General features: G+C 66.0%; 21 protein-coding genes. 8 read left to right on the top strand and 13 right to left on the bottom strand.

The features are described 5' to 3' along the window. Positions 1-44 precede the first annotated feature (44 nt). From ACZ50Q_RS25415 to ACZ50Q_RS25435, 5 genes are all read left to right on the top strand, one after another. The gene (locus ACZ50Q_RS25415) at positions 45-3,551 is read left to right on the top strand and encodes an indolepyruvate ferredoxin oxidoreductase family protein (protein ID WP_464079891.1); all 3,507 of its coding nucleotides are present in this window, start codon (positions 45-47) and stop codon (positions 3,549-3,551) included. 306 nt (positions 3,552-3,857) lie between these two features. After that, complete coding sequence (locus tag ACZ50Q_RS25420) at positions 3,858-6,785, top strand: ribonucleoside-diphosphate reductase subunit alpha (RefSeq protein WP_092579802.1); 2,928 nt, start codon at positions 3,858-3,860, stop codon at positions 6,783-6,785. A gap of 20 nt (positions 6,786-6,805) precedes the next feature. Then, the gene (locus tag ACZ50Q_RS25425; protein ID WP_076518742.1) at positions 6,806-8,005 is read left to right on the top strand and encodes a ribonucleotide-diphosphate reductase subunit beta; all 1,200 of its coding nucleotides are present in this window, start codon (positions 6,806-6,808) and stop codon (positions 8,003-8,005) included. A 352-nt stretch (positions 8,006-8,357) separates the two neighbouring features. Further along, positions 8,358-9,065, top strand: coding sequence for a histone H1-like DNA-binding protein (locus ACZ50Q_RS25430; RefSeq protein ID WP_092579804.1), 708 nt, complete (start codon positions 8,358-8,360; stop codon positions 9,063-9,065). A gap of 189 nt (positions 9,066-9,254) precedes the next feature. Continuing rightward, positions 9,255-9,815, top strand: a complete 561-nt coding sequence (locus ACZ50Q_RS25435) for a YggT family protein (RefSeq protein ID WP_464079892.1) — start codon at positions 9,255-9,257, stop codon at positions 9,813-9,815. 72 nt (positions 9,816-9,887) lie between these two features. Here the strand turns inward: ACZ50Q_RS25435 and ACZ50Q_RS25440 are convergent, their stop codons facing one another. The 13 genes from ACZ50Q_RS25440 to ACZ50Q_RS25500 form a co-directional block, all read right to left on the bottom strand. Continuing rightward, positions 9,888-11,336, bottom strand: coding sequence for a D-alanine--poly(phosphoribitol) ligase (locus ACZ50Q_RS25440; RefSeq protein WP_464079893.1), 1,449 nt, complete (start codon positions 11,334-11,336; stop codon positions 9,888-9,890). Positions 11,337-11,352: 16 nt separating this feature from the next. Further along, positions 11,353-12,480: an MBOAT family O-acyltransferase gene (locus tag ACZ50Q_RS25445; RefSeq protein ID WP_076518739.1), complete on the bottom strand. Its 1,128-nt coding sequence runs from the start codon at positions 12,478-12,480 to the stop codon at positions 11,353-11,355. A gap of 7 nt (positions 12,481-12,487) precedes the next feature. Further along, positions 12,488-12,661, bottom strand: a complete 174-nt coding sequence (locus tag ACZ50Q_RS25450; protein WP_092579810.1) for a hypothetical protein — start codon at positions 12,659-12,661, stop codon at positions 12,488-12,490. Beyond that, positions 12,658-13,845, bottom strand: a complete 1,188-nt coding sequence (locus ACZ50Q_RS25455) for a D-alanyl-lipoteichoic acid biosynthesis protein DltD (RefSeq protein ID WP_076518738.1) — start codon at positions 13,843-13,845, stop codon at positions 12,658-12,660. Before ACZ50Q_RS25455 ends, ACZ50Q_RS25450 begins: the two co-directional genes overlap by 4 nt. Next, on the bottom strand, positions 13,823-14,062 hold the full coding sequence (locus tag ACZ50Q_RS25460) for an acyl carrier protein (RefSeq protein ID WP_008159625.1): 240 nt from the start codon (positions 14,060-14,062) through the stop codon (positions 13,823-13,825). The genes ACZ50Q_RS25455 and ACZ50Q_RS25460 overlap by 23 nt, the downstream gene beginning before the upstream one ends. Before the next feature lie 396 nt (positions 14,063-14,458). Next, entirely contained in the window at positions 14,459-14,962 is a 504-nt protein-coding gene (locus ACZ50Q_RS25465; protein WP_076518737.1) for an outer membrane lipoprotein, read from the bottom strand. A gap of 217 nt (positions 14,963-15,179) precedes the next feature. Further along, positions 15,180-16,121, bottom strand: a complete 942-nt coding sequence (locus tag ACZ50Q_RS25470) for a carbohydrate kinase family protein (RefSeq protein WP_464079894.1) — start codon at positions 16,119-16,121, stop codon at positions 15,180-15,182. A gap of 12 nt (positions 16,122-16,133) precedes the next feature. Then, positions 16,134-17,462, bottom strand: coding sequence for a DUF3426 domain-containing protein (locus ACZ50Q_RS25475; protein WP_464079895.1), 1,329 nt, complete (start codon positions 17,460-17,462; stop codon positions 16,134-16,136). Positions 17,463-17,486: 24 nt separating this feature from the next. Then, complete coding sequence (prmA, locus tag ACZ50Q_RS25480) at positions 17,487-18,419, bottom strand: 50S ribosomal protein L11 methyltransferase (RefSeq protein WP_464079896.1); 933 nt, start codon at positions 18,417-18,419, stop codon at positions 17,487-17,489. A gap of 111 nt (positions 18,420-18,530) precedes the next feature. Beyond that, on the bottom strand, positions 18,531-19,877 hold the full coding sequence (gene accC / locus ACZ50Q_RS25485; RefSeq protein ID WP_464079897.1) for an acetyl-CoA carboxylase biotin carboxylase subunit: 1,347 nt from the start codon (positions 19,875-19,877) through the stop codon (positions 18,531-18,533). A 9-nt stretch (positions 19,878-19,886) separates the two neighbouring features. Then, positions 19,887-20,345 carry an acetyl-CoA carboxylase biotin carboxyl carrier protein gene (gene accB, locus ACZ50Q_RS25490; RefSeq protein ID WP_076518733.1) on the bottom strand — a complete coding sequence of 153 codons (459 nt, stop codon included), beginning with the start codon at positions 20,343-20,345 and terminating at the stop codon, positions 19,887-19,889. A gap of 88 nt (positions 20,346-20,433) precedes the next feature. Beyond that, the gene (gene aroQ / locus ACZ50Q_RS25495) at positions 20,434-20,868 is read right to left on the bottom strand and encodes a type II 3-dehydroquinate dehydratase (protein ID WP_076518732.1); all 435 of its coding nucleotides are present in this window, start codon (positions 20,866-20,868) and stop codon (positions 20,434-20,436) included. Between the two features lie 89 nt (positions 20,869-20,957). Next, a complete protein-coding gene (locus tag ACZ50Q_RS25500) occupies positions 20,958-21,491 on the bottom strand; it encodes a TlpA family protein disulfide reductase (protein WP_464079898.1) in 534 nt (177 codons plus the stop codon). A 97-nt stretch (positions 21,492-21,588) separates the two neighbouring features. Here ACZ50Q_RS25500 and mpl point away from each other — a divergent pair, with 97 nt between their 5' ends. The 3 genes from mpl (at position 21,589) to ACZ50Q_RS25515 (ending at position 25,630) form a co-directional block, all read left to right on the top strand. Further along, the gene (mpl, locus tag ACZ50Q_RS25505) at positions 21,589-22,959 is read left to right on the top strand and encodes a UDP-N-acetylmuramate:L-alanyl-gamma-D-glutamyl-meso-diaminopimelate ligase (RefSeq protein ID WP_464079899.1); all 1,371 of its coding nucleotides are present in this window, start codon (positions 21,589-21,591) and stop codon (positions 22,957-22,959) included. A gap of 76 nt (positions 22,960-23,035) precedes the next feature. Then, on the top strand, positions 23,036-23,635 hold the full coding sequence (locus ACZ50Q_RS25510; RefSeq protein WP_464079900.1) for a YqiA/YcfP family alpha/beta fold hydrolase: 600 nt from the start codon (positions 23,036-23,038) through the stop codon (positions 23,633-23,635). Positions 23,636-23,710: 75 nt separating this feature from the next. Next, positions 23,711-25,630 (top strand): ribonuclease catalytic domain-containing protein, encoded by a 1,920-nt coding sequence (locus ACZ50Q_RS25515; RefSeq protein WP_464079901.1) that lies wholly within the window; start codon positions 23,711-23,713, stop codon positions 25,628-25,630. The last annotated feature ends 14 nt before the right edge of the window (positions 25,631-25,644 follow it).

Here is a 25,644-nt window from a genome sequence, read left to right on the forward strand (position 1 = left end):
TCCCTCGCGAACCTATCATGGTGCCAACCACCAGGAGATTCGCCATGGACGGTACCCCCGCCGCCGCCCCCCAGCTCGACCTTGAGTACCAGCTTGCCGACAACCTCACCCGGGAGTCCGGCCGCATCTTCCTGACCGGCACCCAGGCCCTGGTGCGCATCATGCTCACGCAGCGCCGGGTGGACCGCGAACGCGGCCTGAACACCGCCGGCTTCGTGTCGGGCTACCGCGGGTCGCCGCTGGGCGGGGTGGACATGGCCATGTGGAAGGCGCAGAAGGCGCTGGACGCCAACCAGATCACCTTCCTGCCCGGCATCAATGAAGACATGGCGGCCACCGCCGTCATGGGCACGCAGCAGGCCGGCGTGCGCGCCGACCGCAACGTCGATGGCGTATTCGCCATGTGGTACGGCAAGGGACCCGGCGTGGACCGCGCCGGCGACGCGCTGCATCACGGCAATGCCGCCGGCGCCTCGCGCAACGGCGGGGTGCTGGTGGTGGTGGGCGACGACCACACCGCGGTCTCCTCCTCGATTCCGCACGCCAGCGAAGCTTCGCTGATCGGCTGGCAGATGCCCATCGTGCATCCGACCTCCATCGACGAATACGAAACGTTCGCCCTGTGGGGCTGGGCGCTGTCGCGCCATTCGGGCGCGTGGGTCGCGTTCAAGGCCGTATCCGAGACCATCGAAAGCGGCCACTCGTTCACGCCCGCCCCGATCCAGTCCTACACCATGCCCGCGGACCCGGACCTGCCGCCCGAGTCGCTGGAGTATTCGGCGCGCGACTTCCTGTCGCTGGCCGTCGAGACGCGCATGAACCTGCGCCTGCAGGCGGTCGCCGCCTTCGCGCGCCGCCACAGCATCGACAAGCTGATCTGTCCGGCGCCCAAGGCGACGGTGGGCATCGTCACGGTGGGCAAGGCGCACCTGGACACCATGGAAGCGCTGGCGCGCCTGGGCGTGGACACGGTTACGGCGAATGCGCCGGTCCGGATCTACAAGCCGGGCCTGACCTGGCCGATGGACGCCGGCCGCCTGCTGGAATTCGCGCGCGGGCTGTCGCACATCCTGGTCATCGAAGAAAAAGGCGCGGTGGTCGAAAGCCAGATCAAGGACATGCTGTTCAACCTGCCGGACCGGCCGACGGTCGTGGGCAAGAAGGGACTGGACGGCGAGCCGATGGTGCCGTCGGCCGGCCAGTTGCGTCCGTCGCTGCTGGCCGCGCCGCTGGCCGGCTGGCTCTCGCGCGCCGCCGGCCTGCCCGTCGGGCGCGACCTGTCGGCCTTCGCATGCCAGGCCCCGCTATCCAACGACGCGGACGGCATGCGCCGCCGTCCCTACTTCTGTTCGGGCTGTCCGCACAGCACGTCGACCAAGGTGCCCGAAGGCAGCCAGGCGCTGTCCGGCGTGGGGTGCCACTACATGGCGGCGTGGATGGACCGCGACACGGGCGGCCTCACGCAGATGGGCGGCGAAGGCGTCGACTGGATCGGCCTGTCCCGCTACACGAAAATGCCGCACATCTTCCAGAACATGGGCGAAGGCACGTACTACCACTCCGGGTACCTCGCCATCCGCCAGGCTGTCGCGGCGCGTGCCAACATCACGTACAAGATCCTCTTCAACGATGCGGTCGCGATGACGGGCGGCCAGCCGGTCGACGGCCCGATCTCCGTGCCGCAGATCTGCCAGCAACTGCGCGGCGAGAACGTGGCGCGCATCGTGGTCACGACCGACGAGCCCGAGAAATACCAGGGCGTGGACCTGGGCCCCGGCATCAAGGTCCACCACCGCCGCGAGCTGGACGCGCTGCAGCGCGAACTGCGCGAGATCCCCGGCGTGACGGTGCTGATCCACGACCAGACCTGCGCCGCCGAAAAGCGCCGCCGCCGCAAGAAGAACCAGTTTCCGGACCCGGCGCGCCGCATGCTGATCAATAGCGCCGTCTGCGAGGGCTGCGGCGATTGCGGCGTGCAGTCCAACTGCCTGTCCGTCGTGCCGCTCGAAACGCCTTACGGCCGCAAGCGCGCGATCGATCAATCCAGCTGCAACAAGGACTACTCGTGCGCGGAGGGCTTCTGCCCCAGCTTCGTGTCGGTGATGGGCGGCAAGCCCAGAAAGAGCGCGGCGCCCAAGGCCGACCAGGAACGCCTGCAGCGACTGATCGGCGAGCTGCCGCAGCCGGACACGCCCTCGCCCGACCATCCCTACCGCCTCCTGGTCGCCGGCATGGGCGGCACCGGCGTCATCACCATCGGCGCCATCGTGTCCATGGCCGCGCACCTGGAAGGCCTGTCGGCCGCGGTGCTGGACCTGACCGGCCTGGCGCAGAAGGGCGGCACGGTCGTCAGCCACATCCGCCTCGCCCCCGCGGGCGCGTCCCCCGGCCCCGTGCGCCTGGACTGGCAGCAGGCCGACGCCGCCATCCTGTGCGATCCGGTGGCCGCCGTGGCGCCCGACTCGCTGGGCGCCCTGCGCCACGGCCACACCAAGGTCACGGTCAACACCTACGTCGCGCCGGTGTCGGAGTTCACCCGCAACCCCGACGCCGCGATGCGCCCCGAGGCGCTGCTGGCCAAGATCCGGCATGCGGCCGGCGAGGCGCACACGGCCGCGATCGACGCGCATGAAGCTGCACTCGCGCTGTTCGGCGACAGCATCCTGTCCAACATGTTCATGCTCGGCTACGCCTGGCAGCGCGGCGGCGTGCCGCTCTCGCAGGCCGCCATCTACCGCGCCATCGAGCTGAACGGCGTGGCGGTCGCGGCCAACCGCGCCGCCTTCGACAGCGGCCGGCTCGCCGCGCATCGCCCCGAGGCGCTGGAAGGCGCGTTGCGCCCGCGCGCGCAGGTCGTGCAGCTGCACGTCCCCGAAACCTTCGAACGCGCCGTGGCCCGCCGCATCGAGGACCTCACGGCCTATCAGGACGCGGCCTACGCCCGCGCATACCAGGACGTGGTCGAGGCCGTCGCCGCCCGCGAACGGGAGCTCGCACCCGACGCCAAGACGCCGAGGCTGGCGATGGCGGTGGCGCGCGGCCTGTACAAGCTGATGGCCTACAAGGACGAATACGAGGTGGCGCGCCTCTATACCGGCGACGCGTTCAAGGCCCAGCTTCAGGGCCAGTTCGAGGGCGACTACAGCCTGCGCTTTCACATGGCGCCGCCCATCTTCGCCCGCAAGGACCCGCGCACCGGCGTGCCGCGCAAGATGACGCTGGGCCCGCGCACCATGTCGGCATTGAAAGTGCTGACGCGGCTGAAGGGCTTGCGCGGCACCTGGTTCGATCCGTTCGGCCACACCGCCGAACGCAGGATGGAACGCGCGCTGGTGCGGGAGTACCGCCAGACCATTGAACAACTGCTTGCGGGGCTGACCCAGGACAAGCTCGCGCAAGCGGCTACAATCGCCGCCCTGGCAGAAAACATTCGCGGTTTCGGCCACATCAAGGCCGCGAACGTCGAGAAGTACCGGACCGATTTGGCCCGGCTCATGCAGAGCTATACAGCACCGGCCCCGCACGCCATCCCCCTGCGGAAAACCGCATAAACAGCCGGTCTGAGTGGTCACTGACCTGGGCGCGCCTTGCGGGGCGCGCCTAGTGCATTTGGTTACAATCTTTTGTGGGATCCGTCTTATCTTCTTCTTGTCCCTGTAAACCTCGATCACTAGAATTAGTGGCCAACGAGGGGTGCTACACTACATATTGTGGTCGCCTAAGCGCTGATTCCCGCCGGCCACGCCTTACGGACTAGCCTGTCCGGACGTTGCGACCCCCATTACAAGATTCCCATTTCGTACCTGACATGACGTCGTCATGTCGCTATCTACGCGCTTTTTCGCACAGGAGCTTCCATGCAGACTACGATCGCCTCTGTGACCCGGCCTTCGGCCGTGCCGCCCTCTCAATCCGATTCCCCTGCCGACGCCAATGGCGGGCAATGGGCCAGCTACAACATCATCCGCCGCAATGGCTCGGTGGTCGGCTTTGAGCCCAGCAAGATCGCCATCGCCATGACCAAGGCCTTCCTGGCCGTCAATGGCGGACAAGGCGCTGCCTCCGCCCGTGTGCGTGAGCTGGTCGAAACGCTGACCGCCCAGGCCGTCAACGCGCTGGTGCGCAACCGCCCGAACGGCGGCACCTTCCACATCGAAGACATCCAGGACCAGGTCGAACTGGCGCTGATGCGCTCGGGCGAGCATGACGTCGCGCGCGCCTATGTCCTGTACCGCGAAAAGCGCACCCAGGAGCGCGCCGCCGCCGCGGCCGCCGAAGGCCAGCAGAAGACCGCCGCGCCGCAGGAACACGTGTTGAACGTCACCGATGGCGGCGTGCGCCGCCCGCTGGACGTGGCCGAACTGCGCGCCACCATCGTGGCGGCCGGCGAAGGCCTGTCGGAATTCATCGACGCCGAAGCCATCCTGAAGGAAACGGTCAAGAACCTGTACGACGGCATCCCCGTCGACGAAGTCTACAAGTCGGCCATCCTGTCGGCGCGCGCCCAGGTGGAAAAGGACCCGGCCTACAGCCAGGTCACCGCTCGCCTGCTGCTGCACACGATCCGCAAGGAAGTCCTGGGCGAAGAAGTCTCGCAGGACGGCATGGCCACGCGCTACGCCGAATACTTCCCCACGTTCATCGCCCGCGGCATCGAAGGCGGCCTGCTGTCGCCCGAACTGGCCAACTATGACCTGACCAAGCTGGGCAAGGCGCTGAACGCCAAGCGCGACCTGCAATTCGGCTACCTCGGCCTGCAGACGCTGTACGACCGCTACTTCCTGCACATCCGCGGCACCCGCATCGAACTGCCGCAGGTCTTCTTCATGCGCGTGGCCATGGGCCTGGCGCTGCGCGAGACCGACCGCGAAGCGCGCGCCATCGAGTTCTACGAGATCCTGTCCTCGTTCGACTTCATGAGCTCCACGCCCACGCTGTTCAACTCGGGCACGCTGCACTCGCAGCTGTCGTCGTGCTACCTGACCACCGTCTCCGACGACCTGGAAGGCATCTACGACGCCATCAAGGAAAACGCGCTGCTGGCCAAGTACGCCGGCGGCCTGGGCAACGACTGGACCCCGGTCCGCGCGCTGCGCAGCCACATCAAGGGCACCAACGGCGAAAGCCAGGGCGTCGTCCCGTTCCTGAAGGTCGTCAACGACACCGCCGTCGCGGTGAACCAGGGTGGCAAGCGCAAGGGTGCGGTCTGCACGTACCTCGAAACGTGGCACTTGGACATCGAAGAATTCCTGGAACTGCGCAAGAACACCGGCGACGAACGCCGCCGCACGCACGACATGAACACGGCGAACTGGATTCCCGACCTGTTCATGAAGCGCGTCATGGAAGGCGGTGAATGGACGCTGTTCTCGCCGTCCGACTGCCCCGACCTGCACGACAAGGTTGGCCGCGCCTTCGAAGAAGCCTACGTGGGCTACGAAGCCCGCGTCGCCAGCGGCGAACTGAAGCTCTTCAAGAAGATGCCGGCGCTGACGCTGTGGCGCAAGATGCTGTCGATGCTGTTCGAAACCGGCCACCCGTGGATCACGTTCAAGGATCCGTGCAACATCCGTTCGCCGCAGCAGCACGTGGGCGTCGTCCACAGCTCGAACCTGTGCACCGAGATCACGCTGAACACCAACGAATCTGAAATCGCGGTTTGCAATCTGGGTTCCGTGAACCTGGTCGCACACATGAAGCCGGCTGCCGGCGGCGGTTTCGAACTCGACCACGACAAGATCAAGCGCACCGTGAGCATCGCCATGCGCATGCTCGACAACGTGATCGACATCAACTACTACGCCGTCGACAAGGCCCGCAATTCCAACGCGCGCCATCGTCCGGTGGGCATGGGCATCATGGGCTTCCAGGACTGCCTGCAGATGATGCGCGTGCCTTACGCATCGCAAGCCGCCGTCGAATTCGCCGATCGTTCGATGGAAGCCGTGTGCTATCACGCGTACTACGCATCGAGCCTGCTCGCCGAAGAACGCGGCCGCTATCAATCGTACGAAGGCTCGCTGTGGTCGCGCGGCATCTTGCCGCAAGACACGTTGAAGATGCTGCGTGATGAACGTGGTGGTCACGTCGACGTCGATGAATCGAGCACGCTCGATTGGGATACGTTGCGCGCGCGCATCAAAGAACATGGCATGCGCAACTCCAATTGCATCGCAATCGCCCCAACCGCCACTATTTCCAATATCATTGGCGTATCTGCGTGCATCGAACCCACTTTCCAGAACTTGTACGTCAAATCGAATCTCTCCGGCGAGTTCACGGTCGTTAACGATTACCTCGTGCGTGACCTGAAGAAACTCGGTCTCTGGGACGAAGTCATGGTCGCCGACCTCAAGTACTTCGACGGCAGCCTGTCCCGCATCGATCGCGTACCTTCCGAACTCCGCGAACTCTACGCCACCGCGTTCGAAGTCGAACCGAGCTGGCTGGTTGAATGCGCGTCGCGCCGCCAGAAGTGGATCGATCAAGCCCAGTCGTTGAACATCTACATGGCTGGCGCATCGGGCAAGAAACTGGACGACACCTACAAGCTGGCATGGACGCGTGGCCTGAAGACCACGTACTACCTGCGCACCCTGGGCGCCACCAGCGCCGAGAAGTCCACGGGACGCGGCGGCGAACTGAACGCCGTCAGCGCCGGTGGCGTGTCCACTGCCTCCGCCGTTGCCGCAGCACCTGTTTTGCCGGAACCCGAAGTTCTCGGGGCGGTTTGCACCATGCGGCCGGGCGACCCCGGCTTCGAAGAGTGCGAAGCCTGCCAATAACCGCCTCCGGAGAATGAATCATGATTAATTGGGACGACGACACCATCGCCACGCAACCTGCACAACCTGCCGCGCCCGCGGCGGGCGGCCAGGCTGCGCCCGAAGTCCGGGCGGCGACGGGTGTGTTCGGCGACTCCGCCATGCCCACGCCCGCCGCGCCTGAACACGCGGCCGGGCTGGCCGCCAGCGGCGCGGCAACCTCGCAGCGCGTCAAGGTTGCCGACAAGCGCATCATCAATGGCCAGACCGACGTCAACCAGCTTGTGCCCTTCAAGTACAAGTGGGCGTGGGAAAAGTACCTGGCCACTTGCGCCAACCACTGGATGCCGCAAGAGATCAACATGTCGCGCGACATCGCCCTCTGGAAGAACCCCAACGGGCTCACAGAGGACGAGCGCCGCATCGTCAAGCGCAACCTCGGCTTCTTCGTGACCGCCGACTCGCTGGCCGCCAACAACATCGTGCTGGGCACCTACCGCCACATCACGGCTCCCGAATGCCGCCAGTTCCTGCTGCGCCAGGCCTTCGAGGAAGCCATCCACACGCACGCCTATCAATACATCGTCGAAAGCCTGGACCTGGACGAAGCCGAGATCTTCAACGCTTACAACGAAGTGCCGTCCATCCGCGCCAAAGACGAGTTCCTGATCCCGTTCATCGACGCGATCGCGGATCCCAACTTCAAGACGGGCACGCCCGAAGCCGACCAGACGCTGCTCAAGTCCCTGATCGTCTTCGCTTGCCTGATGGAAGGCCTGTTCTTCTACGTTGGCTTCACGCAGATCCTGGCGCTTGGCCGCCAGAACAAGATGACCGGCGCAGCCGAGCAGTACATGTACATCCTTCGCGATGAATCCATGCACTGCAACTTCGGCATCGATCTCATCAACACCGTCAAACTGGAAAATCCGCATCTGTGGACGCCGGAATTCCGCGAAGAAATTCGAGAACTCTTCCGCAAAGCGGTCGAACTCGAATACGCTTACGCCGAAGACACGATGCCGCGCGGCGTGTTGGGCTTGAACGCACCCATGTTCAAATCCTACCTGCGCTTCATCGCGAACCGTCGTTGCCAGCAAATCGGTATCGAACCGCTGTACCCGCAGGAAGAAAATCCCTTCCCGTGGATGGCGGAAATGATCGACCTAAAAAAGGAACGCAACTTTTTTGAAACTCGCGTGATCGAATACCAAACCGGTGGCACGCTGAGCTGGGAGTAATGCAGTTCGCCATCGAGCCCGGCGCGGGCACGTCCAATCCCCACCGGATGGACGTCGCGTTCGCGACAGGCTTGATGGCAATCTCCTTGGTCAGGGTGTCTTCGAACACGTAGAACAAGCGGTCGGCTGCCTGTGATCAGGCGCCGATCGGCGCCATTTGAAATGGCTCGCGCCAAAGGAGCGGGGGCCATATCAAATGGCTGTGCCGAATTCATTAGCGCAAACCGTCGTAGCTGTTGCTCGCACAGAACAGCGGCATGCGCCGATGAATAGCCCGGGCACGATCCGCCTTGTCGGGCGGGTCGGGGCACGGGTTTAAGTTCTGGGACCCCTGAACCTAAGGAGCATGACCATGGCAACAGCCAAGAAAGCCGTAAAGAAAGCAGCGGCCAAGAAACCCGCCGCGAAGAAGGCAGTAGCGAAGAAGGCCGCACCGGCCAAGAAAGCTGCCGTCAAGAAAGTCGCCGTGAAGAAAGTCGCAGCCGCCAAGAAGCCGGCCGTGAAGAAGGTTGCCGCCAAGAAGCCGGCCGCCAAGAAGGTCGTCGCCAAGAAAGCGGTAGCCAAGAAGGCCGTCGCCAAGAAGGCCCCGGCCGCCAAGAAGGCCGTTGCCAAGAAGGCAGTCGCCAAGAAGGTCGTCGCCAAGAAAGCTGTCGCCAAGAAGGCCGTAGCCAAGAAGGCCGTCGCCAAGAAAGCGGTTGCCAAGAAGGCCGTCGCCAAGAAGGCCGTTGCCAAGAAAGCGGTAGCCAAGAAGGCCGTCGCCAAGAAGGCCCCGGCAGCCAAGAAGGCCGTTGCCAAGAAAGCCGTAGCCAAGAAGGCCCCGGCCGCCAAGAAGGCGGTTGCCAAGAAGGCCGTCGCCAAGAAGGCCCCGGCTGCCAAGAAGGCTCCCGCTGCCAAGCCGGCTGTTGCCGCCAAGAAGCCTGCCGCCGCGAAGAAGCCTGCTGCAAAGAAGGCCGCTCCGAAGAAGCCCGCCACGCCGCCCACCACGGCTGCCGCCCCGGGCGCGAAGACCGCGCTGAACCCCGCCGCGTCGTGGCCCTTCCCGACGGGCGGTCGTCCCTAATCCGGACACGCCGAAGCATTAGCTTCCTCAGAGCCGCCTGGTATTTGCCGGGCGGCTTTTTTGTCTTCCCCCGCTTCGTCCCATCCAAAAGGCGGAGTCCTGCACCAGGCATCCCGTACTAGGGACGCGCGCAATTTTTACGTCTGGCCGTGCGACAATTGATTCCTCTTTTTTGGGGTGAACGCGTCCATGCTCGGTGAAATCTTCCGCTTCCTTCTCGAAATCGTGTTCACGCTGTTCGGCGCGGCGCTGATTGCCCGCGCCTGGATGCACGCGATACGGCTGCACCCCTTCAATCCGTTGGCGCGCGCGATCTACGGGGCGACCAACTGGCTGGTGATGCCGCTGCGCAAGATCATCCCCGCCGGCAACAAGATCGACTGGACCAGCCTGGTCTGCGCATGGCTTGCCGCGCTGGTCTATCTGGTGCTGCTGTGGCTGGTGGCCATCGGCGCGCTGATTCCCGTCGCCCTGCTGCCCGCCGCCATGGGCTCGGCCCTGATCATGGCCGCGAAGTGGGCGCTCAACCTGGTGGTCTGGCTGACGCTGATCCAGGCCGTGCTGTCGTGGGTCAACCCGATGGCGCCCATGATGCCGCTGCTGCAGTCGCTGACCGCCCCGCTGCTCGACCCCATCCGCCGCGTCCTGCCGCGGACCTCGATCGACTTCTCCCCGCTCATTCTCCTGATCGCGGCCCAGATCCTGCTGATGGTCCTGGCCCGCCTGAGCTACGGCATGATGGGCGTGTGATCGCGCGGCGCGCCTGAGTCTCGGCGTCCCGCGCCCGTCGGGCGTTATCGCGCCCGGCGGGTCCATCCCGGTCTACACCGGAATCGCGCTATAGATCTCGATCAGCTTCTTGCGATCGATCTTGTGGTTGTTCGACATGGGCAAGGCCGCGCATGCCACCAGCTCGGACGGCACCATGTAGGGGGGCAGGCGCCCGGCCAGCTGCTCCTTCCAGCCGGACAGCGCGTCCGGCGCCAGCAGCGCCGCCTCGGCGCCCAACGCGTCCACGCCGGTCACGAATCCAATCAGGCGCACCGCCGTGCCGTCAGGCCGGCGCAGCACCGCGCAGGCGCTGCCCTGCACGCCCGGCAGGCCATGCAGCGCCTCGTCGATCTCGGCCAGCTCGATGCGGTAGCCGTTGAGCTTGATCTGGTCGTCCATCCGGCCGCGGCAGAACAGCAGCCCGCCCGCTTCCATCTGCCCCAGGTCCCCCGTGCGGAACGCACGGCGGCCGTCGGCATAGGTGTAGAGCTTGGCCGCGTTCAGGTCGGCGCGATTCAGGTAGCCGCGCATCACGTGGTCGCCCACGATGCAGATTTCGCCTTCATCCACCAGCAGCACGCTGTCGGGCTTGGCGCGTCCGACGGGCAGCGGGTCGTACGCCGCCAGCACCGCGTCGGTGACTTCGATCCAGGTGGTCGCCACCGTGGCCTCGGTCGGCCCGTAGGTGTTGAGAATGGAGGCGTCCGGAAAGCGCTGGCGCAACTTTTTGGCCAGCGCCGCCGGCAGCGGTTCGCCGCAGAACAGGAAGGTGCGCAGCGTAGGCAAGGTCGCCGGCGAGAAGTCGCGGTTGGCCAACTGCTGATGCGCAAACGAGGGCGTGGACACCCACACGGTAATGCCGTGGCTGGCCAGCCGGTCCATCCACGGGCCGGGCGCGGCGATCTGCTCGCGCGCATTGAGCACGCAGCTGCCGCCCGACGCCAGCGTGGCGAAGACCTCGTACATGGACAGGTCGAAGCTGAACGGCGCCTGGTTCATGAAGACGGGCGCATCGCCCAGCCCGAAGCTGCCCAGCATCCAGTCGCCGAGCAGGCCGACGCTTTCGCGGCCGATCTGCACGCCCTTGGGATCACCCGTGCTGCCGGAGGTGAACATCACGTAGGCCAGGCCCCGCTCCTCCAGCATGGCGCCCTCGCCCGGCGTGAAACGGCCGGTCGCGGCGTCGAACACGGCGGCCGGGCGCACGATTTCGGCGATGCGGCGCAGGCGTTCCGGCGGATAGATGGTGTCCACGGGCACGAACGGGGCGCCGATGAGGAGCGCGCCGACCATGGCGACGAAGAACGCGGCCTCCTTGTGCCCGTAGATCGCCACCGGCACGTCGGGCGCCACCCCGTGCGCGCGCGCCGCGTCGGCCCAGGCGTGGGATTCGGCGCGCAACTGCGCCCAGGTCAGGCTGCGGTCCGCGGCGGCCACGGCCAGCGCGTCGCTCGCGCGTTCGTCGTCGACGAACTGGAAGGACTTCAAGTCGAAACGCATGCCGATGCTCCCGGCGTCAGATGGGGCTGCGGCCGCTGAAGACGTACAGCGCCAGCGCGGCCAGGATCAGGGTGAGCACGCGCCCGAGAAAGCGCATGACGGGACGCGCCAGCAGCGCCTGCAGGGCCGGCCGGGTGCGCGCGGCGTTGATCAGCAGGTTGTGCCCCACCGAATACAGGCCGAACATCAGGCCGCTGACGATGTAGTGCAGCGACAGGCCGTTCCACACGCCCATGGCCAGCAGGGTCGCGAAGATGCCGATGTTCTGCGCGGCCAGGCGATGCCGGCCGAAGAACCGGGTCTTGCTCAGGGCCTTGTAGATGGGCATGAACACGACGTCGCGCAGCCATTCCGACAGGCTGATGTGCCAACGCCGCCAGAAATCCTGCGGATTGAGGGTCGCCAGCGGATTGCGGAAGTTGATCGGCAGGGTAAAGCCGAACAGCATGCCGATCCCGATCGCCATCGTCGAATAGCCCGCGAAATCGAAGAACAGATAGGCGCTGTAGAGCGACGCGTTCAGCGCCACCCCGGTGAACGAATAGTCGTGCGCATCCAGCGTCGCCAGGCCGTACCGCCAGACCAGCTCGGCCAGGCCGAACTTCTGGATCACGCCCACCATGATGAGCTCCAGCCCGGTCAGCCAGGTGTTCAGGTTGACGCCTTCATAGCCGCGCTTCAGGTCGGCCTGGAAAGCGCGCCAGCGGTACATGGGACCGGCCAGCAGCGTCAGCGGGAAAAACAGATAGATGAAGTAATCGAGCGGCGAGACGCGCTCGTTGCGCGGCGCGAACAGCAGCACGTCGATGGCGCGGAAGGTGGCGAACGACAGCCCGAGCATGGCGCCCAGATGCGACACCCCCGTCTTGACCAGCAAGAGCGGCGTCATGGTGATGATCACGGCCAGCCAGGTCGGGATGTAGTTGCGGCGCATCGCCCACAGCGCGCCGCCCGAGATGGCGAGCAGCGCGATGGGCTGATAGGGCCGCGCCCAAAACACCGCCATCCACACACCCAGGCAGATGACGCCAATGATGTGGCGATACCCGATGCGCAGCGGCATGCCGGACGACCGGTACGCGACCAGGCCCAGGCCGCCGAACAGGGCGCCGCCGAAGAAGCTCAAGCTTGCGAACAGTTCCATGGCGCGCTCAGAACTGCTGGTATTGGAATTCGACCTTGATCGGCCCGCCGCTGCCCGTCGTGGGCTGCGCCTGCAGCACGAACACGAGGATCACGCCCAGGTACAGGCACAGATGCCAGAAGAAGCGGCGCGCCCACGGCGCGCCCGCATTGCGGGCAGGGTCTTTACGAAAGAATTTCATCGGGAAAAGTACTCCGCAATGCCTTGGTCGGCCATGGCCCAGCCAAGTTCGGCCAGGTGCATGTCGTCGCGCAACATCCCTGGTTCAAAGGGAATGCTGTAGAGGTCCAGGCACCCCATCTGATAGCGCGTGCACATGCCGGTGATGGCGTCCACCACCGGATCGAACCGTTCGACGTCCAGGATGAGCTTGGGGTTGAACGGCTGGATCACGAAGTACGCCTTGACCTTGCGCTTTTGCAGCAAGGCCATCACGCGAGAGAGGTCGCCGAGTTCGGTGCGGGTGATCGGATCGACGTCGGCGAATTCGTTGCGCGCGGGCGAGTACAGCGGCGCGAGGTACTGCTTGTAGTAGTCGTCGCGCACGTCGTAGGGGTTGTTGCCGCCCAGGGTGCGCTCGACCTCGCGCGCCTCGTGCGTGATCCTGGACCACTGCCCGCTATCCAGGCGGGCGGACTTGGGCCACGACACATAGCGATGCGCGGGGACGGACAGCTTGCTGCGCGGCTTGTCGGGGGCCGGCTCCTTGCGGGCCTCCCACCAGAGCGCCAGCTTGTCCTTGAGTTCGGAGACCTGGCCATTGGCGATGAGCCACAGCAGTCCCCAGTTCGCGTTGTCGCTGATCCAGTTCTGCATCTGCTCGCGCGTGCTGGGCTGGTCCCACAGCCGGTCCCAGACCGGGCCCGTGACGTGTTCGGCGAAGGCGCTGCGCGGAAGCTGGCCGCCGGACGCGAACCAGGCCGGCGACAGCATGATCACCAGCCGCGTATTGGGCGTGAGCGAATCGGCCACCGATTCCAGCACGCTGACGATGCCATAGGACTGGAACATCGCGTGCCCGTAGGCGAGCGTGGGCACCTTCAGCTCTTGCGGGAAGAAGCGGTAGGGAACGAAGCGCAGGTCGTGGCTGGAGAGTTCGGACGAACCAAGGACCACCAGCGTGCCATCGCTCAGGGCATTGCCCAGGCGGTTCAGGTTGACGTGCTGGGTGCCCCAGTCCGGGCCGAGGTTGGGCAGGTAATTGCTCTTGTCGGCCGCCACGGCGGAGCGCGAGGACGCGGGATTGACGACGCGGGAAAGCAGGTCGTCCGCGCCGCAATACGCGGCCACCGCCAACGCCACGGCCGTCGCTGCCGCGGCGGCGTGCGACAGGAAGCGGGTATTACGAAGTATGGGCAGCGACATAGCCGGCTAACACGCGGACCGACTGAAGGTGCTCTGCGATTTCGGGAGCCGGAATGCTGCATCCGTACTCGGACTCGACAGCCAGCGTGATGTCCACGGCGGCGAGCGAATCGACCAGGCCGGTGGCAATCAGTTGCGTGTCGGGGGTGACTTTCTTCATGACGATCGACTCGACGATCTCGCCGATCTTGGTGTGGAGTTCTTGCTCGGTGTGCATAGGTAGTGCAGCCTAACGTCGCCTTTCGGCAAACCATCCCCCGCCCCGGGATTCAGGCGACGAGGATACAGAAAAGAGCTGAAACCAAACTGAAAAATTCCAGCCAGCCAACGCGGCGTTCGGATGCAGGTGGTTACATTAAATCCGGGCTGCCGCGCCGTCGCAATCATTGCACTTCGGCCGTGGAATCGCCATGAAACTTATGGTTGAAATGGCGAGAAAAGGCTCGGAAAGGTAACGCCTTCGGGTAAATCCCGGGGCGCCGCGTTGTGGCCGAGCGACACATTTTTACGTTTAGGGAACGCGCCGCATCCGCCCCGCTTCGGCGACGCCCCAGCCGCGTCGTGACGAAAAAAAAGCCCGCGCATGCGGGCTTTTCGGGAAGGGGGGGGAAGATTACATCGGCGTGACGCGGGTGGGACCGGCGCCGCTGATGACCTGCACGCGCTGGCCCACGCTGATGGGCACATCCGCTTCCTGGGCGACCACGCGGGTTTCGCCGTTGTCCAGGCGCACCGTGATTTCCAGGCCGGAGTTCTTCTGGGCGCGGTTTTCCACGGCGTTGCCGGCCAGGGCGCCGAGAATGACGCCGCCCACCGTGGCGATGGTGCGGCCCGTGCCGCCCCCGATCGCGTTGCCTGCCACACCGCCCAACGCGCCGCCGGCCACCATGCCGACGCCGCTGGATTTGTCATTCTGGATGACGATCGGACGCACGCCGGTGACCGTGCCGGTACGGACGATCTGTTCGCGTTGCGCCTGGTCATAGCTGTACACGCCGCTGGAAGCGCTGGGGTTTGCGCAACCGCCAAGGACCGCCACCGATGTCACAACGGCCGCGACGGCCAACCAGCGGCCAGTGCGCGGCGTCACCAGGGAAAAAGACTTTATATGATTCATTTGGACTCCTCGTTCGGGCACTGCCGACGGAGATTGATCATACTCCGCCCAAAAAGGCCGGCAAGCGGGACAGCAACAGACTGAAACGCTCCGCCAGAAGCTGCAAACTGCGGCAAGCAACAACGGGCTACAGCCCGTTGCCTCTTGAAGTTGCGCTGCCGGTTCGACCCCGGCGTTGCGTCGCGGTTCCCGAAAATCCCGGAACACCCCGCGCCGGTCAGGCGGGCAGATGGATGCCGTAGGTGGCGTGCAGCACGGCGTCGATCTCGGCGCGCGTGGGGGCATGATTCTGCGGGCCGCGCGAGGCAATCTTGATCGCGCCCATCACGTTGCCCAGGCGGCAACTGTCTTCCCAGTTCCAGCCGCTGGTCAGGCCATGCAGCAGCCCGCCGCGCTGCGCATCGCCGCAGCCCGTGGGGTCCACCACCTGCGACGCGCGCACGGGTTCGATCTGGATGGTCCTGCCTTCGGTGTGCAGCGTGGCGCCCTCGGCGCCGCGCGTCACCACCACGGCCTGCAGGCTTCGCGCGATGTCGGCGACGCTGCGGCCGGTGCGCTGCTCGACCACGCCCGCTTCGTAATCGTTGACGGTCAGCGCCTGCGCCAGCTTGAGCATGCGCTCGAGGTCGGCGCCATCGAACAGCGGCATGGCCTGGCCGAGGTCGAAGATGAAGGGGATGCCGCGCTTGTGCAGGCGCTCGGCGTGGGCAAACATGCCCTCCTTCGCGTCCGGCGCCACGATGGCCCAGGCGGCGTCGGCGTCGCTCAGGTCGTTCTGCGCGGCGAAGGACATGGCGCCCGGATGGAAGGCGGTGATCTGGTTGTCGTCCAGGTCGGTCGTGATGAAGCACTGCGCGGTGAAGGTGTCGGGGATGACCTTGACGCGGCTGACGTCGATGCCCAGGTCCGACAGGCGCTGCATGTACTCGCCCGCGTCTTCGCCGACCGTCGCAACCGGCACCGGCGCGCCGCCGAGCAGGTTCATGTTGTAGGCGATGTTGCCCGAGCAGCCGCCGTATTCCTTGCGCATGCTGGGCACCAGGAACGACACGCTCAGCGAGTGCATGCGGTCGGCAAGAATGTGCTCTTTGAAGCGGCCTTCGAACACCGCAATGGTGTCGAACGCCATCGAACCGCAGACCAGAACAGGGGTTGCCATGCTTGTCATCCTTTACGGAAAAAACTTGTCGAGTTGGTAGCCATTGACCTGAACGCCGGTCACTTCGATGGGGACGGAAATCTTCAACGCGGCCTGCGGACCGAATGGGCCGCCGAGCTGCTGCGGGGTGAGGTAGTCCTCGGGCCTGAGCACCTTGCGCACGACCACCGTGTCCGACAGGTCGTTCAATTCCAGCACCAGCGCCGGCCAATGCTGGGGCTTGTCGTGGCGGTTGTGCAGCATCACGGTCAGCACCAGCCGGGTGCGCCCGTCGTCGATCGCGGCGGCGCCCGCGGGCGGCTGCAGCGACGACGAAGAAATGCTGATGAGGTCGCGGCGGCGCGCATAGCCCACGGTGCAGTCCAGGGGCTTGCAGACGGCCTCCAGGACCGGCCGCAGCGCCGGCACGGAATTGGCGATGTCGGTGCGGTACACGTACAGCAGTTGCAGGCCCAGCGCGATCAGGCCGATGAGGCACGCATAGCCCCAGAGCTTGCGCAGCAGGCCGCTGCGCTCGATGCGGTCCTGGTCCAGGAACTCGGGCGGCGTGCGGCCGACGTCCGTGGCGCTGGAATAGCGCGTGCGCGTATCGCCCAAGACCGGCTCATGGGCGCCGCCGTGGTCGAAGTCGTCTTCGTTTTCGTATTCGTCGTCGCGCTCGGCGTCGCGCACGTCGTCGAGGTCGCGGGGCGCGTTCCAGTCGATGGCCGGTTCGGCCGCCCGCGCAGCGACGATGGGCTCGCTGCGATAGCCGGCAGGGCGTGCCGCGGGCGCGATGGGTGCGATCGGTGCGACCGGCGCGGCTTGGGCGGCGCGCCGCGGCTCGGGATCACGCAGGAACGGTTCGTCGTCGTCGGCGTAGTCCGCGTCTTCGTCCAGGTCGTCTTCGGGGAGGGTATTGTCCGGTTCCGCGCGGCGCCGGATGTCATCGCGGCCGCGCAGCACGGCGGGCGGGATCACGGGCGCGGGCGGGATCACGGGCGCAGGCGGGATCGCGGGTGCAGGAGCGATCGCGGGCGCCGCGGGAATCGCGGGCTCGTCTTCCCAAGGCAGGATCACGCGCGGTTCGACGTGGGGTTCAGGGGCCGCCGAGGCGACGCGCGAGGGCGCGACAGGCGGCGCCAGCACGGGCGCGGCGACTGCCGCGGCGGAGGACGGCAACGGCGCGCTGGCCGGCGGCGTCGGGGCGACGGGCGCTCCCGGCGCGGAAACCAGGCAGGCGCGCCCATCGAACACGGTCGAGCAGGCGCCGCAGCGCACCAGCCCGTTGCGGACCCGGAGCTGGTCAGGCACCACCTTGAACGAGGTGCCGCACTGCGGGCAGCGGGTGGTCAGAGCCATGATGCGGGATCCTGCGGCCGTGGATCAGGGCTTGCGGCCGTGCAGGCAGACCCAGCCGTCGCGCGCGCGCCAGACCGACATGGCGATCCAGGGCGCGTAAGCGGCCGCGACCTCTTCGGCCTGGCGTTCCAGCACTCCCGACAACACCAGGTGCCCGCCGGCGGCGACGCGGCCGGCCAGCATGGGCGCGAGCACCTTCAGCGGATTGGACAGGATGTTGGCGACGACCACCTCGAAGGTGCCGTCGGCCAGGGCGTCGGGCAACATGGCCTGCAGCTCGACCTTGTTGACCTCGGCGTTGAACGCCGTACTCTGCACCGCCTGCGCGTCGATGTCGACCGCCTGCGTGGGACCGGCGCCCAGCTTGCGCGCCGCGATGGCCAGGATGCCGGAGCCGCAGCCATAGTCCAGCACCGTGGCGCCGGCGGGCAGCTCGGCTTCCAGCCAGGCCAGGCACAGGTGCGTGGTGGGATGGCTGCCGGTGCCGAAGGCCAGGCCCGGGTCCAGTTCGATGTGGATGGCGCCGGCCTGGTCGGGAACGGCCGCCGCATCCAGGCCCGGCACGTCGGGATTGTCGCGATGCCAGCTCGGGACGATCCAGAGACGCTCGGCGATGTGGATGGGGCCGAACTGCGACTGCGTCAGGCGCACCCAATCGGCGTCCGGCACGTCGCGCAGGGTCCAGCCGTCAAAGACCGCCGGGTCGAGCTCGCCGACCTGGGCCGCTTCTTCCATGATCTGCGCGGGATCGGCGCCGTCGGGCAGCAACGCGACGACGCGGTTGCGGTCCCAGGCCTGGACGTCGGGCTCGGTGCCGGGCTCGCCGAACAAGGGGCGTTCGACGTCGGTGCCGAAGTCTGCGTCTTCGACGGAGACCGACAGCACGCCCGCCTCGAGCAAAGCGTCCGACAGGGCTTCGGCCTGCGCCTCCGAGCATTGCAGCACGAGTTCACGCATGATTTTCTCTTCCATCTGGTCAACGGGCCGCGACATGCGCCGCGGCCCGCTCGACCTCAAAACTTCAACAAGGCAAAACGCAAAAGGGGCCCCGCAAGGCCCCAAAGCTGGTCAGGGACGCTGCGCCAACTTGTGTTCCAGATAGTGGATGCTGGTGCCGCCTTCGATGAAGCGGGCGTCCTGCAGCATTTCGCGGTGCAGCGGAATGTTGGTGGAAATGCCTTCCACCACCATTTCCGACAGCGCCGTGCGCATGCGGGCCAGCGCCTGGTCTCGCGTATCGCCGTAGGTGATGACCTTGGCGATCATCGAATCATAGTTCGGCGGCACGAAATAGCCGTTGAACGCGTGCGAATCGATACGCACGCCGGGACCGCCCGGCGTATGCCAGTTGGTGATGCGGCCCGGGCTGGGCACGAAACGGAACGGATCTTCCGCGTTGATGCGGCATTCGATCGCGTGGCCCTTGAACGAGATGTCGCGCTGGCGCAGGGTGAACTTTTCGCCGGCGGCGATCAGGATCTGCTGCTGCACCAGGTCGACGCCGGTGATCAGCTCGGTCACCGGGTGTTCCACCTGGATGCGGGTGTTCATTTCGATGAAATAGAACTCGCCGTTTTCATACAGAAACTCGAACGTGCCGGCGCCGCGATAACCCATCTTGCGGCAGGCGTCGGCGCAGCGGTCGCCGATGCGTTCGATCAGGCGGCGCGCGACGCCCGGCGCGGGCGCTTCCTCGATGACCTTCTGGTGGCGGCGCTGCATGGAGCAGTCGCGCTCGCCCAGCCAGACGGCGTTGCGGCCGCCATCGGCCAGCACCTGGATTTCGATATGGCGCGGGTTCTCAAGGAACTTCTCCATATAGACTTCCGGGTTGTTGAACGCGGCGCCCGCTTCGGAACGCGTCATCGTGACGGCGTTCAGCAGCGCGGCCTCGGTGTACACCACGCGCATGCCGCGGCCACCGCCGCCGCCCGCGGCCTTGATGATGACGGGATAGCCCACTTCGCGCGCAATGCGAATGATTTCCTGCGGATCGTCGGGCAACGCGCCTTCCGAACCCGGCACCACCGGCACGCCGGCTTCGATCATGGCGCGCTTGGCGCTGACCTTGTCGCCCATCAGGCGAATCGTGTCGGGACGCGGGCCGATGAACACGAAACCGCTCTTCTCGACGCGATCGGCGAAGTCGGCATTTTCGGACAGGAACCCGTAACCCGGGTGGATTGCCTCGGAATCCGTGACTTCGGCGGCCGAGATGATGGCCGGCATGTTCAGGTAGCTTTCACGCGACGGCGCGGGCCCGATGCACACGGATTCATCGGCAAGGCGCACGTACTTGGCTTCGCGGTCGGCCTCGGAGTGAACGACCACGGTTTTGATGCCCAGCTCGCGGCAGGCGCGCTGAATGCGCAGGGCGATTTCGCCCCGATTGGCGATCAGGATTTTTTCGAACATGTTCAGCTATCAGCCAATGACGAACAGGGGTTGACCGTACTCGACGGGCTCGCCGTTTTCGACCAGGATTTCTTTGATGACGCCGGCCTTGTCGGCTTCGATTTCATTGAGCAGCTTCATGGCTTCAATGATGCACAGCGGATCGCCTTCCTTGACGGTGGCGCCCACGTCGACGAACGGGGCGGCGCCCGGGTTCGGCGAGCGGTAGAACGTGCCCACCATCGGCGCCTTCACGACATGGCCCTGGATGACCGGGGCGGCGGGCGCTGCCGGAGCGGCAGGCGCCGCAGCGGCCGGCGCCACGGGCGCCGAGGGCACGCCGGCTTCGGGCTGGTGGTAGGCCACCGGCTGCAGCGTCTGCGAGAACTTGACGATTCTCACCTTGCCTTCGCCTTCGGTGATTTCCAGCTCGGCGATGCCCGATTCAGCGACCAGGTCGATGAGGGTTTTGAGTTTTCGAAGATCCATAGAAGCTGCTTCCCGAGATAGTGTCGGCGTCGTCCCAGCGTCGGGTTCGCGCCGTATAAGATGTAAAAGCGGTGGTGTTGTTGCGAGATCAGTGCCGCACTGCGTAACGCAGCGCCGCCTCGTAGCCATCCGCGCCCAGGCCGCTGATCAGGCCCAGCGCCAGGTCGGACAGATAAGAGTGATGCCTGAACGGCTCTCGCTTATACAGATTGGACAAATGTACTTCAATAAATGGGATCGCGACCCCGGCCAGGGCGTCGCGGATGGCGACGCTGGTGTGTGTATATGCCGCTGCGTTGATGATGATGAAGTCTGTGCCGTCTTGCCGGGCCGCCTGGATGCGGTCAACCAGCGCACCTTCGTGGTTGCTTTGCCACGCAGTCAGCGTGGCGCCCAATTCGCCTGCGAGCAGTTCGAGACGCTCATTGATCTGGGCAAGGGTGAGACTGCCGTAGATATGAGGTTCCCGGGTGCCAAGCAGGTTCAGGTTCGGGCCATGCAATACCAGTATGTTTTGCGCCATGCGCTTGCCAATGAGTGGATTGCCAATTGTTGGCAAAACAGCCGATAAACCAGCTTTTTACGCCAATTCCTATTATTTGTCCAACAGACTTACGCCTTCAAGCCGGCAAGGGTGCTATCCAGGTCATCAGGCTGGATTTCACCCAATATCTTCCGGTTAATTCCGCCATCTGCGTTGAAAACAATGGTAAATGGCAGGCCACCGCTAGGATTGCCCAGCTTGCGCAGGGTGTCGATGGCGCCCGGCCCGATCACCCACAACGGGTAGGAAACCCGGACTTTCTGGACAAATTTTTGCATGTTGGCGGCAGAATCCACGCCGATACCGACAAAGCGGACATGCGGGTATTTTTTCTGCAGGGCATCCAGTTCCGGCATTTCCTTGACGCAGGGCGCGCACCAGGTTGCCCAGAAATTGACCACCATCGGCTGGCCTTTCCAGCCGGCCAGGGAATGCGAGGCGCCGTCCAGGTCCGGCAGTTGCATCTGCATCAGCGCGGCAACCGGATCGCCGGCATCGGCCCCGGCCGCGGGGCTTTTGTCCTTGCGTCCCAGCAGGGTCAGGCCGCCCGCGACAGTGGCGGCGACCGCGACGGCGGCGGAGAGAAGTAGGCGTCGATTCATGGCGCGATGATAACCGTTGCCGCCGTTTTACGCCGCACGGGCGTGGCGCCGGCTTGTCTTGCCTCTATATATACAATGCAGGGCAGGAGAATTATCAATGCACCTGCACATTCTTGGCATCTGCGGCACGTTCATGGGCGGCCTGGCGCTGATCGCGCGGGCGGCCGGCCACAAAGTCACCGGCTGCGACGCGGGCGTGTACCCGCCGATGAGCACGCAGCTGTCCGAACAGGGGATCGACCTGATCGAAGGCTTCGGCGCGGAGCAATTGGCGCTCAAGCCTGACCTTTACGTCATCGGCAACGTCGTGAGCCGCGGCAATCCGCTGATGGAAGCCATCCTGGAATCGGGCGCCCGCTACGTGTCGGGCCCCCAATGGCTGGGCGACAACATCCTGCCGGGCGCGCACGTCCTGGCCGTGGCGGGCACGCACGGCAAGACGACCACCAGCTCGATGCTGGCCTGGGTGCTGGAAGCCGCCGGCATGACCCCCAACTTCCTGATTGGCGGCGTGGCGCAGGACCTGCAGGTATCGGCGCGCTATGACCCGGCGCGCCGTCCCTTCGTGATCGAAGCGGACGAATACGACACGGCCTTCTTCGACAAGCGCTCGAAATTCGTGCATTACCGGCCCCGCACGGCCATCCTGAACAACCTCGAATACGATCACGCCGACATCTTCCCCGATCTGGCCGCAATCGAAACGCAATTCCACCACCTGGTGCGCACGATCCCCGGTTCTGGACGCATCATCCGCCCGGCCCAATCCGAGGCGCTCGACCGCGTCATTGCGCGCGGTTGCTGGTCCGATACCGTCACGTTCGGCGCCGATGGACTATGGCAGGCGGGCGCGCCGGACGCCGACGGCGCCTTCGAGGTGGTCCGCGCGGGACGCCCCGCCGGCACGGTGCGCTGGACGCTCACCGGCGAACACAACCGCATGAACGCTCTGGCGGCCCTGGCCGCGGCCGAGCACATCGGGGTGCCTGCCGAACAGGGCATCGAGGCCCTCAGCCGCTTCGGCGGCGTCAAGCGCCGCATGGAACTGCGCGGGACGGTCAATGGCGTCAAGGTCTATGACGATTTCGCCCACCATCCCACGGCCATCGCCACCACGCTGGAAGGCCTGCGCCGCCAGGTCGGGCCGGCCCGCATCCTGGCCGTGCTGGAGCCCCGTTCCAATACGATGAAGCTTGGCGCCATGGCCGCCCGGCTGCCGCAGGCCCTGGCCGACGCCGACCTGGTGTTCTGCTTTGGCGCCCGCTCGGGCAAGCACGCGCTGGGCTGGAACCCGGACGAAGTGCTGGCGCCCCTGGGCGACCGGGCTTGCAGTTACGATGACATGGACGCGCTGGTGGACGCCGTGGCCGGCGCCGCCCGTCCGGGCGATCAGGTGCTGGTCATGAGCAATGGCGGCTTCGGCGGCATCCATGGCAAGCTGCTGGAGGCGCTGCGGGCGCGGGCCTGAGCGCCGCGCCCGGCCACTGCCCGGCAGGCGGGCTCCCGGACTCCTGGATTCCCCAACGCAGACGGAAACAGCAAACATGATCCTTTATCTACACGGTTTCCGCTCTTCGCCCGAGTCCTTCAAGGCCCGCATGATGGCCGACGCCATGGCGGCGCGGGGACTGACGCACGCGTGGTCCTGCCCGCAGTTGCCCGCCAGCCCGCGCGAAGCCATCGCCCTTGCGCTGGGCATGGCGCGCGACCGCCTGGCCAGCGCCACCTCGCCCCGCGAACTGACCGTGATCGGTTCCTCGCTGGGCGGTTTCTATGCCACCTGGATCGCCGAGCAGCTGGGCTGCAAGGCCGTGCTGCTGAACCCGGCGGTCCACGCCGCGCGAGACCTTGCCACCCAGGTCGGCGAGCACCACATGTATCATTCCGGCGCGCCGTTCGTTTTTTTGCCCGAGTACGTCGACGAACTGGCCGCCATCCATGCCCCGCGCATCACGCAACCCGACCGCTACTTCCTGGTCGCCGCCACCGGCGACGAAGTGCTGGATTGGCAGGAAATGCGCGATCGGTACGCCGGCTGTCGCCAGCGTATCGTGCAGGGCAGCGACCACGGGCTTTCCGATTTCGCGACATGGATGCCCGAAGTGCTGGATTTCGCCCTGGCCGGCGAACCGGTACGCCCTTGATAATCAGTATCGAATTTCAACACCCATAGAGCTGCGCAAGGCGGCGCCCGTGCGCCGCCCAGGACGATTCCCACCATGTATGTGTTTTACGAAGACGACGGCAGCTTCAAGGCCGGCCATATCCTGTCCGAGACCGACGCCAGCCTTCAGGTGGAGTCGGAGTCGGGCAAGCGCAGCAAGATCAAGCGCGCCAACACCCTGTTCACCTTCACCGCGCCCGACCCGGCGACGCTGATGAGCCAGGCGGCGGCCACCGCCGAGACGCTGGACCTGCAGTTCCTGTGGGAATGCGCGCCGCAAGAGGAATTCGATTCCCCCGCCCTGGCTGCCGACTATTTCGGCCACGCCCCCACGCCCGTCGAACAGGCCGCCCTGCTGATGCGGCTGCACGGCGCGCCGGCGTACTTCCATCGCCGCGGCAAGGGCCGCTATCGTCCGGCTCCGCCCGACATCCTGGCCGCCGCCCTGGCCGCCCTGGAAAAGAAGCAGCGCCAGGCCGAACAGCAACAGGAATGGGTCGACGAAATGGCCGCGGGCCGGCTGCCCGAGGCGATCGCCCAGGTGGCCGAGTCGCTGCTGGTGCGCCCGGACAAGAATTCGCAGCAATGGAAGGCGCTGGATGCCGCCTGCGCCAAGCTTGGCAAGACCCCGGACCGACTGCTGCTCGACCTGGGCGCCTGGCCGCATGCGCTGGCCCTGCACAAGCGCCGCTTCCTGGCGGTCAACTTCCCGCGCGGCCTGGCCTTCCCCGACCTGGAACTGCCGCCCGTCGCCCAGGAATTGCCGTTGTCGGACGCGGAAATCTACTCGGTGGACGACGTCACGACCACGGAAATCGACGACGCGCTGTCCGTGTCCACCCTGCCCGACGGCCGCGTGCGCGTCGGCATCCACGTGGCCGCTCCCGGCCTGTCCGTCACCCGCGACAGCGAGTTCGACAAGCTGGCCCGCGCCCGCCTGTCCACCGTCTACATGCCCGGGGACAAGATCCCGATGCAGCCGGACAGCGTCATCCAGGCGTTCTCCCTGGACGCCGGGCGCGCCGTGCCCGCGCTCTCGCTGTATGTCGTCGCCAACCCCGAGACCGGCGAGATCCTCGAATCGGAAACGCGCCTGGAACGCATCGTCGTGCGCGAAAACCTGCGCCACAACATGCTGGACAGCCAGGTCACGGAAGCCAGCCTCGCCGACCCGTCGGCCGACCTGCCCTACGGCCACTGGCTGCGTCCGCTGTGGAAGCTGGCGCAGGCCCTGTCCGCCCAGCGCGAAAACGTGCGCGGCAAGCCGGAAAACAATTCGCGGGTGGAATACAGCTTCTACCTGGACGGCAACCCCGACGACCCCGACACCCCGGTGCGCCTCGTCCCGCGCCAGCGCAACGCGCCGCTGGACCGCATGGTGGCCGAATACATGATCCTGGCCAATAACCTCTGGGGCGGCCTGCTGAACCAGCACGGCGTGCCGGGCATCTACCGCTCGCAACAGGCGGGCCGCGTGCGCATGAGCACGCAGGCGCTGCCGCACGAGGCCATCGGCGTGCCCCAGTACGCCTGGAGCACGTCCCCGCTGCGCCGCTATGTCGACCTGGTCAACCAATGGCAGCTGATCGCCGCCGTGGAACATGGCGTATCGGCCCGGCTGATCGCCCCCTTCAAGCCGCGCGACGCGGACCTGTTCGCGATCATCGGCGCGTTTGACGCGCAGTACGCGGCCTGGGCCGAGTTCCAGAGCGCGATGGAGCGCTACTGGTGCCTGCGGTGGCTCAAGCAGAACGGCGTGACCCGCACGGTTGCCCACGTCCTGCGCGAAGACCTGGTGCGCTTTGCGAACGCCCCGCTGGTCACCCGCGTCGGCGGCATGCCCGAACTGGAGCGCGGAACCGCGGTGGAGATCGACATCCTCGGGGCGGACGAGCTGACGCTGGAGCTGGATTGCCGGTACGTGGGCCAGGTGAAGGACGAGACGGCGGCGGATGCCCCGGCACCCGACGCCTAGTCCATCCGGCCGAG

Source organism: Achromobacter sp. T5-5 (assembly GCF_055397965.1).

Bases quoted from the DNA above. Each gene is read 5' to 3' on its own strand.
- ACZ50Q_RS25415 (WP_464079891.1), top strand. From the start codon at position 45: ATGGACGGTACCCCCGCCGCCGCCCCCCAGCTCGACCTTGAGTACCAG.
- ACZ50Q_RS25420 (WP_092579802.1), top strand. From the start codon at position 3,858: ATGCAGACTACGATCGCCTCTGTGACCCGGCCTTCGGCCGTGCCGCCC.
- ACZ50Q_RS25425 (WP_076518742.1), top strand. From the start codon at position 6,806: ATGATTAATTGGGACGACGACACCATCGCCACGCAACCTGCACAACCT.
- ACZ50Q_RS25430 (WP_092579804.1), top strand. From the start codon at position 8,358: ATGGCAACAGCCAAGAAAGCCGTAAAGAAAGCAGCGGCCAAGAAACCC.
- ACZ50Q_RS25435 (WP_464079892.1), top strand. From the start codon at position 9,255: ATGCTCGGTGAAATCTTCCGCTTCCTTCTCGAAATCGTGTTCACGCTG.
- ACZ50Q_RS25440 (WP_464079893.1), bottom strand. From the start codon at position 11,336: ATGCGTTTCGACTTGAAGTCCTTCCAGTTCGTCGACGACGAACGCGCG.
- ACZ50Q_RS25445 (WP_076518739.1), bottom strand. From the start codon at position 12,480: ATGGAACTGTTCGCAAGCTTGAGCTTCTTCGGCGGCGCCCTGTTCGGC.
- ACZ50Q_RS25450 (WP_092579810.1), bottom strand. From the start codon at position 12,661: ATGAAATTCTTTCGTAAAGACCCTGCCCGCAATGCGGGCGCGCCGTGG.
- ACZ50Q_RS25455 (WP_076518738.1), bottom strand. From the start codon at position 13,845: ATGTCGCTGCCCATACTTCGTAATACCCGCTTCCTGTCGCACGCCGCC.
- ACZ50Q_RS25460 (WP_008159625.1), bottom strand. From the start codon at position 14,062: ATGCACACCGAGCAAGAACTCCACACCAAGATCGGCGAGATCGTCGAG.
- ACZ50Q_RS25465 (WP_076518737.1), bottom strand. From the start codon at position 14,962: ATGAATCATATAAAGTCTTTTTCCCTGGTGACGCCGCGCACTGGCCGC.
- ACZ50Q_RS25470 (WP_464079894.1), bottom strand. From the start codon at position 16,121: ATGGCAACCCCTGTTCTGGTCTGCGGTTCGATGGCGTTCGACACCATT.
- ACZ50Q_RS25475 (WP_464079895.1), bottom strand. From the start codon at position 17,462: ATGGCTCTGACCACCCGCTGCCCGCAGTGCGGCACCTCGTTCAAGGTG.
- prmA (WP_464079896.1), bottom strand. From the start codon at position 18,419: ATGCGTGAACTCGTGCTGCAATGCTCGGAGGCGCAGGCCGAAGCCCTG.
- accC (WP_464079897.1), bottom strand. From the start codon at position 19,877: ATGTTCGAAAAAATCCTGATCGCCAATCGGGGCGAAATCGCCCTGCGC.
- accB (WP_076518733.1), bottom strand. From the start codon at position 20,345: ATGGATCTTCGAAAACTCAAAACCCTCATCGACCTGGTCGCTGAATCG.
- aroQ (WP_076518732.1), bottom strand. From the start codon at position 20,868: ATGGCGCAAAACATACTGGTATTGCATGGCCCGAACCTGAACCTGCTT.
- ACZ50Q_RS25500 (WP_464079898.1), bottom strand. From the start codon at position 21,491: ATGAATCGACGCCTACTTCTCTCCGCCGCCGTCGCGGTCGCCGCCACT.
- mpl (WP_464079899.1), top strand. From the start codon at position 21,589: ATGCACCTGCACATTCTTGGCATCTGCGGCACGTTCATGGGCGGCCTG.
- ACZ50Q_RS25510 (WP_464079900.1), top strand. From the start codon at position 23,036: ATGATCCTTTATCTACACGGTTTCCGCTCTTCGCCCGAGTCCTTCAAG.
- ACZ50Q_RS25515 (WP_464079901.1), top strand. From the start codon at position 23,711: ATGTATGTGTTTTACGAAGACGACGGCAGCTTCAAGGCCGGCCATATC.